This window comes from Moritella marina ATCC 15381 (assembly GCF_008931805.1).
Taxonomy (GTDB): domain Bacteria; phylum Pseudomonadota; class Gammaproteobacteria; order Enterobacterales; family Moritellaceae; genus Moritella; species Moritella marina.
Map to the genome: position 1 here is coordinate 2,792,165 of NZ_CP044399.1, position 19,043 is coordinate 2,811,207.

General features: G+C 42.4%; 16 protein-coding genes. 9 read left to right on the top strand and 7 right to left on the bottom strand.

Features of this window, described 5'->3' with window-relative positions; translation table 11 throughout:
- Positions 1-73: 73 nt before the first annotated feature.
- On the top strand, positions 74-2,476 hold the full coding sequence (locus FR932_RS12460) for a bifunctional diguanylate cyclase/phosphodiesterase (protein ID WP_240532335.1): 2,403 nt from the start codon (positions 74-76) through the stop codon (positions 2,474-2,476).
- Positions 2,477-2,485: 9 nt separating this feature from the next.
- On the opposite strand, the gene rluB is transcribed toward FR932_RS12460, so the two are convergent.
- Genes rluB through rnm form a run of 5 tightly spaced genes read right to left on the bottom strand, consistent with a single transcriptional unit; the run spans position 2,486 to position 6,392 of the window.
- Positions 2,486-3,499 (bottom strand): 23S rRNA pseudouridine(2605) synthase RluB, encoded by a 1,014-nt coding sequence (rluB, locus tag FR932_RS12465; protein ID WP_019439429.1) that lies wholly within the window; start codon positions 3,497-3,499, stop codon positions 2,486-2,488.
- Positions 3,500-3,550: 51 nt separating this feature from the next.
- Positions 3,551-4,129, bottom strand: a complete 579-nt coding sequence (scpB, locus tag FR932_RS12470; protein WP_019439430.1) for an SMC-Scp complex subunit ScpB — start codon at positions 4,127-4,129, stop codon at positions 3,551-3,553.
- 2 nt (positions 4,130-4,131) lie between these two features.
- On the bottom strand, positions 4,132-4,917 hold the full coding sequence (locus FR932_RS12475; RefSeq protein ID WP_019439431.1) for a segregation and condensation protein A: 786 nt from the start codon (positions 4,915-4,917) through the stop codon (positions 4,132-4,134).
- A 3-nt stretch (positions 4,918-4,920) separates the two neighbouring features.
- The gene (locus FR932_RS12480; protein ID WP_019439432.1) at positions 4,921-5,541 is read right to left on the bottom strand and encodes an L-threonylcarbamoyladenylate synthase; all 621 of its coding nucleotides are present in this window, start codon (positions 5,539-5,541) and stop codon (positions 4,921-4,923) included.
- Positions 5,538-6,392, bottom strand: a complete 855-nt coding sequence (gene rnm / locus FR932_RS12485) for an RNase RNM (protein ID WP_019439433.1) — start codon at positions 6,390-6,392, stop codon at positions 5,538-5,540. The genes FR932_RS12480 and rnm overlap by 4 nt, the downstream gene beginning before the upstream one ends.
- A gap of 344 nt (positions 6,393-6,736) precedes the next feature.
- Between rnm and FR932_RS12490 the strand changes: the two genes are divergently transcribed.
- The 8 genes from FR932_RS12490 to ybaK all read left to right on the top strand — a co-directional run bounded on the left by FR932_RS12490 (position 6,737) and on the right by ybaK (position 16,084).
- Entirely contained in the window at positions 6,737-8,386 is a 1,650-nt protein-coding gene (locus tag FR932_RS12490) for an anthranilate synthase component 1 (protein ID WP_019439434.1), read from the top strand.
- 10 nt (positions 8,387-8,396) lie between these two features.
- Positions 8,397-9,002 carry an aminodeoxychorismate/anthranilate synthase component II gene (locus tag FR932_RS12495; RefSeq protein WP_019439435.1) on the top strand — a complete coding sequence of 202 codons (606 nt, stop codon included), beginning with the start codon at positions 8,397-8,399 and terminating at the stop codon, positions 9,000-9,002.
- A gap of 3 nt (positions 9,003-9,005) precedes the next feature.
- Complete coding sequence (gene trpD, locus FR932_RS12500; protein ID WP_019439436.1) at positions 9,006-10,052, top strand: anthranilate phosphoribosyltransferase; 1,047 nt, start codon at positions 9,006-9,008, stop codon at positions 10,050-10,052.
- Positions 10,053-10,093: 41 nt separating this feature from the next.
- A complete protein-coding gene (trpCF, locus tag FR932_RS12505; RefSeq protein ID WP_019439437.1) occupies positions 10,094-11,482 on the top strand; it encodes a bifunctional indole-3-glycerol-phosphate synthase TrpC/phosphoribosylanthranilate isomerase TrpF in 1,389 nt (462 codons plus the stop codon).
- An 11-nt stretch (positions 11,483-11,493) separates the two neighbouring features.
- Positions 11,494-12,684 (top strand): tryptophan synthase subunit beta, encoded by a 1,191-nt coding sequence (trpB, locus tag FR932_RS12510; RefSeq protein ID WP_019439438.1) that lies wholly within the window; start codon positions 11,494-11,496, stop codon positions 12,682-12,684.
- Positions 12,684-13,502 (top strand): tryptophan synthase subunit alpha, encoded by an 819-nt coding sequence (gene trpA / locus FR932_RS12515; RefSeq protein WP_019439439.1) that lies wholly within the window; start codon positions 12,684-12,686, stop codon positions 13,500-13,502. Before trpB ends, trpA begins: the two co-directional genes overlap by 1 nt.
- 168 nt (positions 13,503-13,670) lie before the next feature.
- Entirely contained in the window at positions 13,671-15,545 is a 1,875-nt protein-coding gene (locus FR932_RS12520) for a monovalent cation:proton antiporter-2 (CPA2) family protein (protein WP_019439440.1), read from the top strand.
- A 68-nt stretch (positions 15,546-15,613) separates the two neighbouring features.
- Complete coding sequence (ybaK, locus tag FR932_RS12525) at positions 15,614-16,084, top strand: Cys-tRNA(Pro) deacylase (protein ID WP_019439441.1); 471 nt, start codon at positions 15,614-15,616, stop codon at positions 16,082-16,084.
- 105 nt (positions 16,085-16,189) lie between these two features.
- Here the strand turns inward: ybaK and FR932_RS12530 are convergent, their stop codons facing one another.
- Together FR932_RS12530 and FR932_RS12535 are read right to left on the bottom strand one after the other, a co-directional pair.
- Complete coding sequence (locus tag FR932_RS12530) at positions 16,190-17,194, bottom strand: porin (RefSeq protein WP_019439442.1); 1,005 nt, start codon at positions 17,192-17,194, stop codon at positions 16,190-16,192.
- Between the two features lie 283 nt (positions 17,195-17,477).
- Positions 17,478-18,845, bottom strand: coding sequence for a sodium-dependent transporter (locus tag FR932_RS12535; RefSeq protein ID WP_019628817.1), 1,368 nt, complete (start codon positions 18,843-18,845; stop codon positions 17,478-17,480).
- Positions 18,846-19,043: the final 198 nt, after the last annotated feature.

A 19,043-nucleotide genomic window follows, 5' to 3' on the forward strand; every position in this document is an offset into this window, starting at 1 on the left:
AGTCATTATTTTCGCGATTTTGGTTAACGTTATTGTCATTAACAATAACCAAACCAAGCTGAGCAAAGATATCGTGTCCTTGCGCCAAGACTTTATAAAAAAAGAACAAGAACAGGCTAAATATCAAGTTCAACAAGTTGTTCAACAAATTAATTACGAAAAAAATAACACCGAAAGATTATTAAAAGAATCCATTAAAGCACGTGTTCATCAAGCTCATCGCATTGCCACGACGATTTATGCTGCAAACAAGGATAAGCCTGAAGTACAAGTCACCACGTTAATTACAGACGCCTTAAGAAGTATTCGCTTTAACCAAGGGCGCGGTTATTATTTCATTTATAAAACTAATGGCCTGAGTGTCATGCACCCCACCCTACCAAATTTTGAGGGTACCTATAAATCTGATATCCAAGATGAAAGAGGCAATTACATTCTTCGCGATATCGCCAAAGTCGTTACCACTGAAGGTGAAGGCTTTACACGATGGTGGTTTGTGAAACCACAGGATAAAGATCAAGAATTTGAAAAGATTGGTTTTAGTAAACGATTTGCACCTTACGATTGGTTTATAGGGACGGGTGAATATGTTATTGATGTCGAAAATGACATTAAGCAGCGACTATTACACCGCATTTCCAATATCCGTTACGGCAGTAATGGCTATATTTTTATCATCGACTATCAGGGTAATTATTTATCCCATTACAACGAAAAATTTAAAGATACCAACAGATACAATACCCTCAATGAACAAGATGTTTCCAACGCGAGGCAGATTATCGGCACAGCGGAGCAAGGCGCTGGGTTCCTAAAATATATGAGCAGCATGATGCCAAGCACCAACCTACCGGCAGAAAAAATCAGTTATATAATGGGTTTTCCAGATTGGCAATGGGCAATCGGTTCTGGTGTATATGTCAGTGAAATTGAAGATTACCTGACCACCCGTGAAAATGCGATTGGCCTGCAAAATAGGCAAGACCTCAGCAAGATTTTATGGCTGAGCTCATTTGTTACCGTTTTTTTTGTGGCGTTATCACTTATTTTCGCTAATTATTTAGGTCGTCGATTCGCCTCGTATGAAAATAAAATAAGTGACGATTTTGCTGAATTAAACCTCATTAAAGAACAACTGCAATTTCAAGCGTTACACGATTCATTAACCAAATTACCTAACAGAGTCTTGTTCGATACCTGCATCAAAGATGGCATCGCCTTATCAAAGCAAAATGATAAAAAATTAGCGCTGATGTTTGTCGATCTCGATGACTTTAAGAAAATAAATGACTTGTATGGCCATTCTGTTGGCGATCAACTACTTACAAGACTCGGCAGTATATTCAACCAAATGTTATCTCCTAGCGACAGTGTGGCTCGATTCGGTGGTGATGAATTTATTTTTTGCTTTCCGATGCTTGAAGATTTAGCCGAGGCCGAGACAAAAGCCAAGCACATATGTGAGATATTCAAAAACCATTTTGTCATTAAAGGTAAGTCGATTCATTCAAGTTGCAGTATCGGCGTGGCGATGTATCCCGATGACGGTAATGCTAGCGAGCAACTGATTAGTAAGGCAGATATTGTCTTATATAAATCCAAGTCACTGCAAAAGGGCAATTATTTATTCTTTAATGATGCTATCAACACTCAGGTTCAACACGATCTGTTACTGGAATCTAAATTACATTTAGCGATAGAAAAAAATGAACTCGACGTGCTGTATCAGCCACAAATTGATGTCGCGACAGGACTTATTTACGGGGTTGAGGCATTAGTACGTTGGTATAACCCCAAACTTGGACATATCTCACCAGTAGAGTTCATTAAAGTCGCTGAAGACGTGGGGATGATCAATGAAATTGGCCGCTTTGTAATTGAAAAATCATTAACTGATATTTTACGCTTTAATCGCGACAGTGATATTCAGCTGCAGTTATCAATAAATATTTCGCCTAAGCAATTAATGGAACCCGATTTTATCAGTCACTTGATAAAGGTAACAACTGATATGGCAGCGGATCATACTCTGGTGACGTTGGAAATTACTGAAAATGTGTTAATTAATGATTTAGCGAAAGTGCAGCCTATTTTGCAAGCAATCCGAGATTATGGCTTTAAATTATCGCTTGATGATTTTGGAACGGGCTACTCATCATTAAGTTATTTGAGTAATATGCCGATCACTGAAATCAAAATTGATCGCACATTTATTGATAAATTCCTGACAAATAGTCAAAGTGAATCCTTAGTCAAAACCATCATCGCGATTGGTCAGCTATGTGATTTAACCGTTATCGCCGAAGGCGTAGAAACGGAAGAACAATATGCCCGCCTTCGTCATTATGGCTGCGATTTAGTACAAGGCTATTATTTTGATCGACCACTGCCATTAGCGAAGCTAACCAGTATTTATCAAAAAAAAACGCGTTATCCCGAGGCTGATTCGCAGCGGGATAACGCGTTATATAGTTAAGGTATGTGCTTAGATACGAGAACGTTTCTTCGCTACACCTTTTTTAGGACTACGCTGTCTTGTTGGTGCTTTCTTACCATGAAGCGGGATACCTGAGCCAGTAGGCTTAGTACGTTGCCCTTTACCGCGAGGTTCATTGGTTTCTTCCACTTCTTTACCCAGTCTGCCGTCTTTTTTCGATTTCTGGCGTGATTCATTGTTTTTCAATGAGCGACGGATACGGCCTTGACGAATACGCGTTTCTTTACGATCTAAGTTACGTGCTGTTGTTTCAGGTGGTAATGAAACAATTGCGCGTAAATAGTTAATCTCATCAAGCGCGAGTTCTGACCAACCGCCACGTGGTAAACGGCGATCAAGTACTAATGAACCATAACGGATACGGATAAGACGACTTACCTGAATACCCTGAGATTCCCATAAACGACGTACTTCACGGTTACGACCTTCACTCAATAATACGTTGTACCATTGGTTAAGACCTTCGCCGCCAGTTCCCTCTGCAACACCTTTAATTTTTTGGAATTTAGCAGGGCCATCTTCCAATTCAACCCCCATACGTAGGTTTTGAATAATTTTCGGTGTTACTTCACCAAAGATACGACAAGAGTATTCACGCTCTACTTCGTGGCTTGGGTGCATTAGACGGTTTGCTAGCTCACCATCTGTAGTAAATAATAATAGACCCGATGTATTGATATCTAGACGACCAATCGCGATCCAACGACCGCTTTTTAGTGGTGGTAGACGATCGAATACAGTCTTACGACCTTCTGGATCTTTACGTGTACATAACTCACCTTCAGGTTTATGGTATGCAAGAATACGACAAACGTTTTCTTCTTCTGTGATCACCTGTACCGGATGTCCATCAAGGCGAACTTTGTCCGTCTCTTCAACACGGGTACCCAAGGTCACAATATCACCATTAACGCTGACACGGCCTTCTGCGATCACAGCTTCCATCTCACGACGGGAACCTAAACCAGCACGTGCTAGTACTTTCTGTAGCTTTTCACTCATCAGTTTTCCTAAATATTAAGTTAAATTCTTCGTTATTTTTATTTGATACCATTAGATATCCAATACAATTTCATCATCCATGGCGGCTAATTTAGCCAATAGAGCTTCATCCAATGGGGGCAATTCTTGAATACTTTTAATACCAAAGTAATCTAAAAATTGCGTGGTTGTCGCATACAAAGCCGGTCGTCCCGGTACTTCTTTACGGCCAATCACTTTGATCCACTCCCGTTCTTCAAGGGTGTGGATCGTTTGGCTGCTAACTGCAACCCCACGAACTGCTTCAATATCACCCCGACTAACGGGTTGACGATAAGCAATCAGTGCTAATGTTTCTAATGTAGCGCGCGAGTATTTCGCTGGTTTATCTTGCAACATACGTTGCAGCCAAGGCGTTAAATGCGAGCGCGCTTGAAAACGATAACCGCTGGCCACTTCCACCAGCTCGATACCTTTACCTTGATAATCCTGCGTTATCTCGGCAATGTAAGCCACTACTTGCTGACGGCTTACCTCTTCTTCGGCAAGTACATCTCGGCACAAAGCCGCTAATGATAACGGTTTCTTGGCCACAAAAATAGCCGCTTCGATGATCTGTTTATAAGGTGTTGTATTCACAGTCGGTCTCATACCTATTCGGCTAAGCTTAAGTATATCTCACCTAACGGATTATTCTGGATCAGGCTGATTAAAGACTCTTTAAGTAATTCAAGGAGCGCCAGAAAACTCACCACAATACCGCGTCGGCCTTCTTCAAGATCGAGTACTTGATGGAAAGTGCGTACTTTACCATCTTGCAGTAATGCTAATATGTGCGTCATCTTTTCGCGCGTGGTTAAAACCTCACGTTGGATCTGATGATGCTCGAAGTGTTCCGCTTTCTTGAGTAATTTTTGCAGATTATACGCCAAGTCTCGCAGAGATACTTCAGCTAATAACGGTGCGGCGGTAATATTATCAGGTAGATCTGCACTAGCAACAAAAATATCACGCAAGATACGCGGTTGCTTGTCTAATTCTTCAGCTGCATTTTTAAATATTTCGTATTCTTGTAACTGTCTGATCAGCACTAAACGAGGGTCATCTAGTTCTTCTTCTGCCACGACTAATTTAGGTAATAGCAAACGTGATTTAATTTCCGCTAGCAAGGCAGCCATCACCAAATACTCACCGGCCAATTCAATTTTCAACGTGGTCATTAACTCCACATATTCCATGTATTGCGCAGTGATTTTTTGCATTGGTAACTGCAAAATATCGAGTTTTTGCTTTTTAATTAAATACAATAATAAATCTAATGGGCCTTCAAATGCGTCTAAGAATACACTCAGCGCATCTGGCGGTATAAACAAATCCTTTGGTACTTTACGTAATAATTCGCCATTAACCTTGGCAATCGCAGTGCTAGACTCTACCACTGGTTACACAAAAGCAGATGCATCACCGGCACCTTGACGAAGGAGCACTGCATTACCTTCAGAATAATCAATTACCGTGGTTGCTTGTTCACCTAAATAACCACCATTAATAATCAGGTCAACGTGGTTTTCAAGTTGGTCGCGAATAGCTTCCGGATCAAACTCAGTCCCTTCGTTACCCGGTAAGATTAATGACGTCGACATCATAGGTTCACCTAAGCTTTCCAACAATGCCAATGCGATAGCGTTGTCTGGCACACGAATACCAATGGTTTTACGCTTTGGATTCATTAAACGGCGCGGCACTTCTTTAGTCCCTTTAAAAATAAAGGTATACGGGCCTGGGGTATTATTTTTAAGCGCGCGGTAAGCACTGTTATCAACACGTGCATACGACGACAATTCTGATAGATCGCGACATAACAAAGTAAAGTTATGGTCTTTATCTAACTTACGAATTTTACAAATTCGCTCTAGTGCGGCTTTGTCACCAGTATGACAACCCAACGCATAACCCGAATCGGTCGGATAGATGATCACCCCACCGTCACGTAATATAGTAACGGCTTGACTGATTAAACGCGCTTGCGGGTTATCAGGATGCACATAAAAAAATTGACTCATAATAATGATTCCTTCACTGCTTCAGGCCAAGATGACCATACGGGGGTGCAATCTTTAGGGATATATAAATTACGTCCTAATTCAGTCCAGCTACTTGGTCGATGAAAATCAGAACCAACAGAACCAGCTAAATTATAATCACGACCATAAGTCGCCAGCTGAGTACGTTCAGTAATGCCTTGTTGTGGTTGTCCCACTTCCAATGCATCACCACCCGCTTCTTCAAAGGCTGCTAATAATCTTTTAAACCATTTAGTTGACAGTTTATACTGCAGCGGATGAGCCAGTACAGCTTGGCCACCTGATTGCTGTATTATTTCTATCGTTTGTTCAATTGTTGCCCAGTTAGGTGGCACGTAACCGGTTTTACCTTTCGCTAAGAAGCGTTTAAAAACATTCTGAAAGGTATTTTCAACACCTTGCTCAACCAAGTATTTAGCAAAGTGGCTGCGGGTGATACTGGCATCTCCCGCCAAAGCTTTTGCACCTTCATATGCATTAGGAATACGCGCTTTAGCTAAACGGTTGCCCATTTCAACAGCACGCTCTTCACGTTTGTTACGTTGTTCTGCTAAAAATGCCTGTAACTCAGGGTTAGCCAAATCGACGTTTAAGCCAACGACATGAATTTCATGATTTTGCCAATTAGTCGACACTTCAACACCGTTAATTAACGTCAGCGGCAACTGCTTTTCAGCAATCGTGTCATGGCCTTCTTGCAAACCATCGGTGGTGTCATGATCTGTGATCGCTAATACATCAACACGATGTTCAACCGCACGTTGCACTAATTCAGCTGGACTAAGAGAGCCGTCAGAGGCTGTAGTATGAGAATGTAAATCGTATATCATAAAAATAGAGCGTATCCAGCGATAAAAAGTCAGAAAAGGAACAATAAGACCCTATTATAAGTTTTATTTAACAATTTCACACAAATATTAATAAATGTATTGACAGTAATAGCCCAAAACGCATAAGTTTAACCTAATTAGATAACTTTATGGCTTAGAATCAATGCAAAATATTACAAACCAAACAATCAGTTGGTGGTGGCACATTCCTCTTTAAACGGGCATGTGATTTTGTGATATCTGCAGTAAATGTAAATCTACAAAAATAACAAACATTAAAGCCCGTTTCATTGAAACGGGCTTTTTTATTGGAAATTTAGTCACTTTAAAGCAAGGAAAGTACTATGACGCAGCGATTAGCGCCAGGTAAATTACATTCAATTCAGCAAGATTGTCCGCACATTGATGATCCCCTTGCATTCTACCGTCACATGTACCGTCCCAGCGGTAACAGCTTATTATTAGAATCTGCTGACATCGTTACCAAAACCGCACTGCAAAGTTTAATCTTGCTAGATGCTGCGGTTAAAATATCTTGTTTTGGCCGCACGGTTCAATTCAATGCATTAACCAAGAATGGTGAAAATTTACTGCCATTTTTAGCTGACGAATTTACCGCTCAGTTTGGTGCCGATACCGTGACATCTCAGGAGGATCACCAATTAGCATTAAGCTTTGCGCCTACTGATGACAGCCTTGATGAAGATTCACGCCTGCAGTCATCATCACCGTTTGATGCGCTGCGCACGATTATCAACCGCGTTATTCCAGAAACCCCGTTTCACGAGGCGTTATTCTTAGGCGGCTGCTTTGCCTATGACATGATTGCCAGTGTCGAATCTCTGCCAAAAGTACCAGATGGCGCTAATATCTGTCCTGATTTTGTATTCTATGTCGCCGAAACGTTAATTGTCATTGATCGTCAAACCCAGCAATCAAAATTAATCGGTAGCGTATTTGGTGGTGAGCACTTTGTCACTGCGTTAAACGAGACTGAAGCTAAACTAGCGCGTATTCAAACCGAATGTGCAACAGTATTAACGACAACACCCGCATCGAAAGCGGCAGAGTTAACGTTAAAGGTTGATATCAGTGATAGTGAGTTTTGTAGCACTGTAGAAGATTTAAAAGATTACATTCGTAAAGGTGATATTTTCCAAGTTGTCCCATCACGCTGCTTTAACTTGCCTTGCCCTGATTCACTCGCTGCTTATGAAAAGCTCAAGCAAACGAACGCCAGCCCGTATATGTTCTATCTGAACGATTCCGATTTTGTATTATTTGGTGCATCACCCGAAAGTGCATTGAAATATGATGCACAAAGTAATGACGTCGAAATTTACCCGATTGCCGGTACACGCCGCCGTGGTTTCCGCGCCGACGGTTCTATTTGTCCTGACTTAGATGGTCGTATTGAATTAGAACTTCGCCAAGATAAAAAAGAAACCGCTGAACATATTATGCTAGTTGATTTAGCCCGTAACGATGTGGCGCGTATCAGTCAGCCTGGCACTCGCTATGTCGCCAATCTATTAAACGTGGACCGTTACAGCTACGTAATGCATTTGGTTTCGCGCGTAAAAGGGAAACTGCGTCACGACCTTGATGCCCTACACGCTTATCAAGCTTGCATGAACATGGGGACGTTAGTTGGCGCACCGAAGATCCGCGCAGCAGAATTAGTTCGCCAAGTAGAACAACAACGTCGTGGTAGTTATGGTGGTGCGGTAGGTTACCTTACTGGTGACGGCACCATGGATACTTGTATTGTCATTCGCTCTGCATTTGTAAAAGATGAAATGGCTTATGTGCAGGCAGGCGCAGGTGTGGTTTACGATTCCAACCCACAAGCTGAAGCAGATGAAACTCGCAGCAAAGCAGCCGCCGTATTAAACGCCGTGGCACTCGCACAAGGTTCATCACTGGCAGCGATCATGAAGGCAGAAAGTATGACTGCACAACAAACCAACTCACCAGCAAGCAACGCTAAGTAACGGAGGCAACATGAGCAACACCTTATTTTTATTAGACAACTTTGACTCTTTTACTTACAACCTAGTGGACCAGTTTCGCAGCCTAGGCCATGACGTTAAAATTTATCGTAATAGCATTAGTGCAGAAGCGATTAAGCAACAAATTGATGCATGTGAAAATGACCCAATTGTGGTACTTTCACCGGGTCCAGGTAATCCATCTGAAGCGGGTTGCTTATTGGAACTAATCAGCTTATGCCGTGGTCAATATCCTATGATTGGCATTTGCTTAGGTCACCAAGCTCTGGTACAACAATATGGTGGTGTCGTCGGTCGTGCCGAAGAAATCATGCACGGAAAGGCATCTTCAATTAACCATGATGGTCAGTTGATGTTTGCCGGTTTAAGCCAGCCACTACCGGTTGCCCGTTATCACTCATTAGTGGCAACCGAAGTACCAAGCAGCTTAACGGTTAATGCCGAATTTAACGGTATGCCAATGGCCATTATTCAGCCAGAAGACAAAGTGATAGGCTTCCAATTTCATCCAGAATCAATATTAACCAGTGAAGGCGCTGCGCTGTTAAAAAATACCCTAGCATGGGCTACAGCATCAACGACAAGTCCTAAGGAGTAGGTCATGGAACACACACACACAACACCAGCGGCAACAACAATCGCCGAGATCCTCGAAAAGCTATACGCAAACCAAGTACTGACGATAGCAGAGTCAGAAACGGTATTTACTGCAGTGGTGCAAGGTGAAATGGACCCTATCGTGCTTTCATCTGTGTTAACAGCATTGAAAATACGTGGTGAACAGCCCGACGAGATCGCGGGGGCTGCACAAGCACTATTAGCGGCAGCAACACCTTTTCCAGCAGTCGATGAACTGCATGCCGATTGCTGCGGTACAGGCGGTGATAACATGAATACCATTAATATCTCCACAACAGCCGCATTTGTCGCTGCTGCTTGTGGGCTAAAAATGACGAAGCATGGTAATCGTAGTGTATCGAGCAAATCAGGTTCTTCAGATTTATTAGAAGCATTTGGCATTAATTTAACGCAAACCCCAGAACAAGCGAAAGCCTGTCTTGATGAATTAGGCATTTGCTTTTTATTCGCGCCGCAATACCACGCTGGTATTCGCCATGCGATGCCTGTGCGCCAAACTCTAAAAACCCGTACCATCTTTAACCTGCTTGGCCCATTGTTAAACCCAACTCGCCCACAAGTACAATTAATGGGTGTGTATGACGAAAGTTTAATTCTACCGATTGCTGAAACCATGGATAAACTCGGTGTACAACGTGCGTTGGTCGTTCACGGTAGCGGCTTAGATGAAGTTGCACTGCACGGTGAAACCAAAGTCGCAGAATTAAATAACGGCATGATCACGGAATATACCATCAGCCCTGAAGACTTTGGCGTCGCACGTTATGACGTAGCAGAACTGCGTGGCGGTGATGCAGCTGAGAATAAAGTGATTATCGAGCGCCTATTATCAGGTCACGGCACTGATGCACAAAAAGCCGCTGTGGCAATCAACGTATCAGCATTGCTAATGGTTGCAGAGATAGCAACAGACTTTAAACACGGCACTGAATTAGCAATGGCTGCGATTGATAATGGCAGCGCATTAGCCTTGATTAACCAGCTCGCAGCAAAAAGTCAGCAAGCTTAGTCATAGCGTTAATAACCGAATCTAACAGGAAGGAAGCATAGATGTTAACGAAAGAGTTACAGCAAACCATTCTCGGTAATATTGTCGACGATAAAGTAACTTGGGTTGCTGCGCGTAAAGCCAGCCAACCTCTAGCAAGTTTTATTGCTGAACTGGAACCAACAGATCGTGATTTTTATGCCGCGTTATCTGGTAAGCCGACCAAGTTTATTTTGGAATGTAAGAAAGCATCGCCATCAAAAGGTTTGATCCGCCCCGAATTTGATTTAGATTTAATCGCCGGTGTTTACAAAAACTATGCTGCTGCAGTCTCGGTATTAACCGATGAAAAATACTTCCAGGGTGACTTTGAATACGTAACGAAAGTACGTAGTATCGTGACGCAACCGGTGATTTGTAAAGACTTCATCATTGACGAATATCAGATCTACTTAGCGCGTTTACACCAAGCAGATGCAACGCTGTTAATGCTGTCAGTATTAGATGACGCTGAATACATAGCCTTAGCGAAAGTAGCGCACAGCCTTAATATGGGCGTACTGACAGAAGTCAGCAACGAAGCTGAGCTAGTACGTGCAATCGCCTTAGATGCAAAAGTGATCGGTATTAATAACCGTGACCTACGTGATCTATCAATTGACTTGAACAGAACGAAAGTGATAGCTCCCCAAATACCAAGCGATCGCATTATCATTTCAGAATCGGGGATTTATAATAACCAACAAGTTCGCGATTTAGCCAATTACGCAAATGGCTTCTTGGTGGGCAGTTCATTGATGTCACAAGACAATGTCGATTTAGCTTGCCGTCGTTTGATTTTAGGCGACAATAAAGTCTGCGGTCTCACGCGTCCTGAAGATGCCAAAACAGTCTATGAACAAGGTGCCATTTATGGCGGCCTTATCTTTGCGCCAAAGTCACCGCGTTGTGTTAATTTAGCAACAGCACAAAACGTTATTGCAGCAGCACCGTTAGCGTATGTTGGTGTATTTGTGGATGAACAAATGCACCTTGTGGCTCAGCTAGCAAACCATTTGGGTTTAGCCGCGGTACAATTACACGGTAGCGAAGACGCAAGTTACATCGAGATGTTAAAAGTGTTACTCGACGACGGTATTCAGGTTTGGAAAGCACACGGCGTTAATGAACAAGCTCCCGACTTAACTCAAACTAAAGTTGATCGTCATTTAGTCGATAGCAAGGTAGCAGGACAATCAGGCGGCACAGGACAAGCATTTGATTGGTCACTGCTAACACCTGAAACTTGCAGTCAAACTATGTTGGCAGGTGGCTTAACGCCTGACAACGTCGCAGCCGCAGCAAAACTCGGTTGCTTAGGACTGGATCTAAACTCAGGGTTAGAATCAGCACCCGGTATTAAAGATACAAACAAAATTATTGCGGCATTTAGCGCGCTTAGACATTATTAAAGGAACTTATCATGGCAAAACTTAATGCCTTTTTTGGCGAATTCGGCGGCCAATACGTATCGCAAATTTTAATACCTGCATTAGATGAACTAGAAGATGCATTTATCGATTCACAAAACGATCCTGCATTTGAAGCTGAATTTCAACAGCTACTAAATGAATACGCTGGCCGTCCAACACCGTTGACGCTATGCCGTAACATTACCAAAGGTTCAAAAACCAAGATCTACCTAAAGCGTGAAGATCTACTGCATGGTGGCGCGCACAAAACTAACCAAGTATTGGGTCAAGCACTGCTCGCTAAACGCATGGGTAAAACAGAGATCATCGCTGAAACAGGCGCTGGTCAACACGGTACTGCATCTGCCCTAGCGTGTGCGTTATTAGGCCTTAAATGTCGCATCTACATGGGTGTGAAAGACATGGAACGCCAAAAGCCTAACGTATTCCGCATGAAGTTAATGGGCGCTGAAGTTATCGGCGTTGATTCCGGCGCTGGCACACTAAAAGATGCCTGTAATGAAGCATTACGTGACTGGTCTGCAAACTATGAAAATGCCCATTATCTACTGGGTACTGCGGCAGGTCCTCACCCATTCCCAACGATTGTGCGTGAATTCCAAAAAATGATTGGTGAAGAAGCCAAACAACAGATCTTAAAAGCTGAAGGTCGTCTACCCGATGCTGTTATTGCTTGTGTTGGCGGTGGTTCAAACGCGATTGGTATGTTCAACGACTTCATAGAAGAAGAAGGCGTGAAACTCTACGGCGTAGAACCAGCAGGTAAAGGCATTGCAAGTGGTGAGCATGGTGCGCCAATTGCCGAAGGTACCAATGGTATATTCTTTGGTATGCATTCATTATTAATGCAAGACACTTACGGTCAGATCCAAGAGTCATACTCGGTATCAGCAGGCTTAGATTTCCCTTCTGTAGGCCCACAGCACGCACATTTATACACATCAGGTCGTGCGCAATACCCATCTGTAACCGATGAAGAAGCACTGGCGTCATTCCAGTTATTATCATCGCAAGAAGGTATTATCCCTGCGCTTGAATCATCACATGCATTAGCGTTTGCACTGCAAATGATGGAAAAAGACATGGATAAAGAACAAATTTTAGTGGTTAACTTATCAGGACGTGGCGATAAAGATATCTTCACTGTTGCAGATATTCTTGAAGGTGAAGGAGCATTATAATGAGTAATGTAACGGGACGTTATCAACAAGCTTTTACAGCGCTAGCAGAAAAAAATGAAGGTGCTTTTGTTCCTTTCGTAACGATTGGCGATCCAAACCGCGAACAATCAATGGCAATCATAGATACACTGGTTGCTGCTGGCGCCGATGCCTTGGAACTGGGTATTCCTTTCTCAGATCCAGTGGCCGATGGTCCAACAATTCAAAAAGCCACATCTCGCGCACTAAACGCCGGTATCAACCCTGATATCTGTTTTGAAATGCTCAGTGAGATCCGCGCTAAATACCCACAAATGCCAATCGGTCTATTATTGTATGCCAACCTTGTATATGGCAATGGCACTGATGCATTTATGACGAAAGCAGCTGCGGCAGGCGTTGATTCATTATTGATTGCCGATGTGCCAGTACAATACGGTCAGCAGTTTAAAGAAGCCGGCGATAAAGTCGGTATCGAAAGTATCTACATCGCACCGCCAAATGCCAATGACGAAACTCTGAAGCAAGTTGCAGAGCAAGGTTCTGGTTATACTTATCTGTTAAGCCGCGCGGGTGTTACTGGCGCAGAGACTAAAGCAGAGATGCCAGTGGGTCCGTTATTGGCAAAACTGAAGTCGTTTAATGCCGCGCCTTGTCTGCTTGGTTTTGGTATTTCATCACCAGAGCAAGTTAAAAAAGCCATTGAAGCGGGTGCAGCTGGCGCTATTTCTGGTTCAGCAATTGTAAATATCATTGAGAAAAATCTAGGTGATAATACACAAATGCTACAAGAATTAGCTGAATTTGTGACGCCAATGAAAGCCGCGACACGCGCTTAAGCACTTATAAAAACAATATAACGCTTTACCAATTAAGCCCTTAGTGCCTATTATTATGATTATCACCACACGATAGTCAGATAAAATAGTGCTAAGGGCTTTTTAGTACACTCGATTCATTAATGCTGGTTATTTTTCAGCTTTCCCCCTAAGGAACAAGGACGCACCATGACAGGTTATTTCATCCAAGCATTTATTTATCTGTTTGCCGCAGTGATCACGGTACCTATTGCGAAACGACTCGGGCTCGGTTCCGTGCTCGGTTATTTAATTGCCGGGGTTATTATTGGCCCAGTGATTGGTTTAGTCGGTAGTGAAACCGCGACTATTCAGCATTTTGCCGAATTCGGTGTAGTCATGATGTTATTTCTGGTCGGACTGGAACTTGAGCCCCGAATGCTCTGGGATATGCGTCACCGTCTCATAGGCTTAGGTGGCTTGCAAGTTAGCTTAACGATTGCCGCTGTGATGGGGATAGCCCTCGCGCTTGGCTTAGATTGGGGACTTGCATTGACCATTGGTTTGGTGTTTTCATTGTCGTCAACCGCCATCGTATTACAAACCTTTAACGAAAAAGGTCTGAGCAAAACAGAAGGCGCACGCTCTGCATTCTCGGTATTATTGTTTCAAGATATTGCCGTGATCCCAATGTTAGCGTTAATTCCATTACTCGCCATCCCAGAATTGGTTGAGCAAGCACAAAACGCCGTGCAAGCTGCGAGTGCACAACATGAAGAATTGTCCCTCGTCGCTAATATCTCTGGTATTTATTATGCCTTAGTTATTGTCGTGGCAATCACAGGCGTCATTGTTGGCGGTCATTACCTTAGCCGTCCCTTGTTTAAATTTGTTGCCAGCTCTAAAGTTAATGAGATCTTTACTGCCACCTCATTAATGTTGGTGATCGGTATCGCCGCGATCATGAATTTAGTGGGACTATCCCCTGCTCTAGGTGCATTTTTAGCGGGTGTGGTATTGGCTACCAGTGAATTTAGGCATCAATTAGAAGCCACTATCGAACCATTTAAAGGGCTACTACTGGGGTTATTCTTTATGACTGTAGGCGCTGGGATTGATTTTAATATCTTATTTAACGAAACAGCGACAATCTTATCAATCACGCTCGCATTAATGCTAGTGAAAGGTTCTGTACTGTTGATCTTAACCTTGATCTTCAAGATCAAAGGCAGTGATCGCTGGTTATTGGCGCTGAGTTTAGCCCAAGCCGGTGAATTTGGTTTTGTATTACTTGGATTTACCGTCAACAACCACGTATTACCCGTTGATTTAGCGCAAACCTTGTCCTTATCTGTTGCCCTATCTATGTTCTTAACACCGGCGTTATTTATCTTTTATGATCGCGTGATCTTACCGCGCTATATGGATAAGACCAATCAACAAGAAAGTGATGATATCGAAGAGCATGGCGATGTTATCGTGGCGGGTATTGGTCGTTTCGGCCAGATTGTTAACCGTCTATTAGTCGCCAACGGCGTCAAAACCGTGGTACTAGATCATGATGTGAATATGATCGAAAGAGTGCGCTCATTTAAAATGACAAGTTACTTTGGTGATGCAACACAACCAAGTTTGCTTGAAACAGCTGGCATCGCCAATGCCAGCTTATTTATCGTTGCCATTGACGATAAAGCCAGGGCGGTTGATCTCGTGCGTTACATCAAACAACATTACCCACAAGTTAAAGTACTCGCTCGTGCTTATGACCGTGGTCATGGTTATTCACTGCGTCACGCGGGTGCGGATCATGTGGTGAGTGAAACTTATCATTCAGCCTTAATACTCGGTTCACACGCACTGACAAACCTAGGCTTTAATGAAGAACAAGCAAAAGATGTTAAACTCACTTTCAAAGATATTGAAAAACACAGTAAAGAGACCTTGTATCAAACTTGGCTCAATAATAGTGAAGACGATAAGTTTAATACCGCTTATCGAGACCTGTATCTACAGCTTGAAGACAGCTTAGCTGAGGTAATGAAAAATAAAGATAAATCGAAAAAACCAATCACTTTTGATATTTAATAATACAGTGATCGTTAATAAGACAGTGACATTAAGCAAAATGACAGGAACAAGGGTGAATAAATAACATGACTCCAGCGGTAAAATTAGCTAAAAAAGCAAAGGTCCTCCACAAGACCCATGAGTATAAACATGATTCTAATGCTGGATCTTATGGTTTAGAAGCGGCAGAAAAAATGGCTGTCGCTGCAGAGCGGATATTTAAAACCTTAGTCGTCGATGTGGGAGATAAAAAGCTCGTCGTAGCTGTCGTACCCGTCACCGCCATGCTCAATTTAAAAGCCATTGCTAAGGCCGCTAAAGCCAAAAAAGCAGTGATGGCTGATAAAGAGGATGTCATGCGTTCGACAGGCTACGTACTTGGTGGAGTGAGTCCATTGGGACAAAAGAAACGGCTATTAACAGTTATTGATAGCTCAGCGCAAGATCATAAGACTATCTATGTCAGCGCAGGTCGCCGCGGTTTAGAAATAGAACTTAACCCACTAGATTTAAAACAGCTTACCAATGCCGATTTTGCAGCTATTAGTAATGAATAGTAACGAGTAAAGACGAGCTAAACTCGCAACATATAAAACGAAAGCCCAGTAGGTCGCACTACAGGGCTTTATGATGCGCACTTAAGAATAAATAATAGGAGATAACTAAAAATCATATCGCGCAGCCATATGCCACTGATTTTCTTCACCATCAACGCCATCAATAACATACTCAGTCACCAATCGGAAGTTGCTATTAAACTTATAAGCAAAACCCAGTGCGGTTTGATCAACCGTATTATCATTGAAACTATCCGTATCACGCTGTTTATAGGTCACCGTGCCCGTTAGCTTATCTAAGTGGTAAGCGAGCGATAATTCATAGGCGAACCAATCATTTGAATCTTTATCTTCAGTCACTGTATTAGGCGTGGCCACGGAAGTACTATCACCTACAATAGAAGCGGTTAAGCCCTTCAGTTTATAACGTGCAGCGACAAAAATTGTAGATCGATCATAATCTGAATTAAGCGTGTAATTCTCCGTCATCACACCGGTATAAGTTGCCCCTAATTCCAGACCAAAATCAAAACCATAGACGCCACCAAACGCATAACTTGATTGGCTATTTTTGCCAGTTCGAGTATCAACGCTAGACTCCGGCTGTACATGTGCCACCAAGTTAAGATTATCATCGAGTACCTTCGTTTCTAATTTTAAAATATTAGCTTGTCGGCCTAAGTTACCGAGTGCAGGATTACCCGAATAATTCGTGGTACCGGCATCAGCCCAATCAGCAATAATTTCATCTGCGGCATAGTTTCGACCAAAAGTCAGTTGCCCCTTATCATTTTTCAATCCAGCATACATCAAACGTGTTTTAGATTCTGAGTTAGCATCACTGTTATCGCGAGATTCGAATTGCATTTCAATATGCCCAAGCGCCGTTAAATCACCTGCTAAATTCGAAAATGCTTTAAAACCAGTACGAAAATAACTATCTGAACGACCATCACTCTCTGTACCTTCACGATCTTGGTAAAGATAAGCCGCGTAAGCGCGACCATACAAATCAACTTGATTAACATCATCTTTATACACATTCACTGTGGCTTGTGCTGCAGGAACAAGACTGATTAGTATTACCGTGACTAATAATGTCTTTTTCATGATTATTCCTTGTTATCTAACGCTTATTTTATGTAGCCAAAGTATTCTTATATTCAAGATAAGTGAGTACGGCCAAGCAGCAGGCTACTAATCAAGGTTAGCTCTTTTCTATGAAAGTGAAGTTGTAGCGATATGCTTTATGCCAAAATGTGATTGAAATATCGGTATTTCAGAGGAGGAATGATGAGTAATGTAGAAAGCAACCAAGGAGATAATAAACAAAAAGCCCAGTAGATCGCGCTACTGAGCTTCACTTCTTAACCTATTAAGGCCTAGATTGCCATTAAAGTGTTGTACTGATTAATACAATGATTAAAGCAGGACAAACAAACTTCACATACAATGGCCATACTTTCCAGAAAATACCATTTTCATCAGCGCCATCTTGACCTTTAATTTCAGTCAATAGGCTATTACGATGCCATAGCCAACCAACAAAGATAGCAAGACCTAAACAGACGAGTGGCTGTGTGATCTCAGTGGCTAGTTTAATCATGAAGCCAAACATAAAGTCGAAGTTACTCACTACCGCCATCGCTAATGCTGTCAGTGCAGCGCCCACAATCCACGTTACTTTCTTACGTGACATAGCTGTTTTATCAACAATATAGCTCGTTGGGACTTCCACTACCGACATCGCCGATGTTAATGCCGCAACAGACATCAATGCAAAGAAGATGATCGCAACAATATGCTCTGCAGCGCCCATCGTTGCAAACAACGCAGGTAGCACTGTAAATACCAGCGTATCAGAGCTTAATAAGTTACCACTGCCATCAAAGATAGTGACGCCATTATGCTTAGCCACATACATAGCAGGTAGAATTAGCATCGCCGCTAAGAAAGCCACACCTGTATCCATAAAGGTGACATGTACCGCTAACTTACTGATGTTTTCATTTGCTTTAAGGTATGAACCGTAGATCATCATTGCGCCCGTACCAATCGATAACGAGAAGAATGTCTGACCAAGTGCACCAATAATGACATCTGGATGCATAACTTTTTCAAAATCGACAGTGAATAACGCACTAACGCCTTCCATTGCGCCTGGTTGGAACAAGATGTAGATAACACTCGCGATCAAGATAGCGAACAACAATGGCATTAAACGCTTAGACCATTTTTCAATACCGTCTTGTACACCTTTTTGAATAACGTAAATGCACATCAACGCAAACACTAAGGTAAACACAGCATTACGAGAAAATGAGAAATCAATTAACCAACGGCTTACTTCGTCTGCGCCAACCATAGTTGCAATCGGTGCTAGCGTGTTACTCACGAACCAACCAGAAAGCACAGCGTAGAAGCTAAAGATCATTGCCGCACAGATAATCGAAGCAAGACCAATCAAGCTACCAATCATTTTAGTCACGGGTGAACGGCCTAATTTAGCCATCGCGTCAGCTGGATTAGTTTGACCATGACGACCTACCATTAGCTCGGCAACTAGCATTGGGTAGCCCAATAAGAAGATCAGGAACATGTACACCATTAAAAAGGCGCCACCACCATTACTCGCAGCTTGCGTTGGGAATCCCCAAATATTACCAACACCAACAGCAGAACCTGCCGCCGCCATTATAAAACCAAAACGCGAACCAAAGTGTCCTCGAGATGCTCCGTCATTATTCTGTATTGCAGCCATTTATCCGTACCATATTTGCTAAATTAGATTAATAAAGGATTTATACCTAAATAAACCACAAAGGCAACAATTAAAATCTATAAAAATGCACATTGAATAGATTTAAAACCTAAAAAAAACAACATTAAAGCAATAATTAGCCATAAAAATAAAGTATATGCTCTTTTAATTGCGCAAAAAATCAAAATCAATCCTTGG

Bases quoted from the DNA above. Each gene is read 5' to 3' on its own strand.
- rluB (WP_019439429.1), bottom strand. From the start codon at position 3,499: ATGAGTGAAAAGCTACAGAAAGTACTAGCACGTGCTGGTTTAGGTTCC.
- scpB (WP_019439430.1), bottom strand. From the start codon at position 4,129: ATGAGACCGACTGTGAATACAACACCTTATAAACAGATCATCGAAGCG.
- FR932_RS12480 (WP_019439432.1), bottom strand. From the start codon at position 5,541: ATGAGTCAATTTTTTTATGTGCATCCTGATAACCCGCAAGCGCGTTTA.
- rnm (WP_019439433.1), bottom strand. From the start codon at position 6,392: ATGATATACGATTTACATTCTCATACTACAGCCTCTGACGGCTCTCTT.
- FR932_RS12490 (WP_019439434.1), top strand. From the start codon at position 6,737: ATGACGCAGCGATTAGCGCCAGGTAAATTACATTCAATTCAGCAAGAT.
- FR932_RS12495 (WP_019439435.1), top strand. From the start codon at position 8,397: ATGAGCAACACCTTATTTTTATTAGACAACTTTGACTCTTTTACTTAC.
- trpD (WP_019439436.1), top strand. From the start codon at position 9,006: ATGGAACACACACACACAACACCAGCGGCAACAACAATCGCCGAGATC.
- trpCF (WP_019439437.1), top strand. From the start codon at position 10,094: ATGTTAACGAAAGAGTTACAGCAAACCATTCTCGGTAATATTGTCGAC.
- trpB (WP_019439438.1), top strand. From the start codon at position 11,494: ATGGCAAAACTTAATGCCTTTTTTGGCGAATTCGGCGGCCAATACGTA.
- trpA (WP_019439439.1), top strand. From the start codon at position 12,684: ATGAGTAATGTAACGGGACGTTATCAACAAGCTTTTACAGCGCTAGCA.
- FR932_RS12520 (WP_019439440.1), top strand. From the start codon at position 13,671: ATGACAGGTTATTTCATCCAAGCATTTATTTATCTGTTTGCCGCAGTG.
- ybaK (WP_019439441.1), top strand. From the start codon at position 15,614: ATGACTCCAGCGGTAAAATTAGCTAAAAAAGCAAAGGTCCTCCACAAG.
- FR932_RS12530 (WP_019439442.1), bottom strand. From the start codon at position 17,194: ATGAAAAAGACATTATTAGTCACGGTAATACTAATCAGTCTTGTTCCT.
- FR932_RS12535 (WP_019628817.1), bottom strand. From the start codon at position 18,845: ATGGCTGCAATACAGAATAATGACGGAGCATCTCGAGGACACTTTGGT.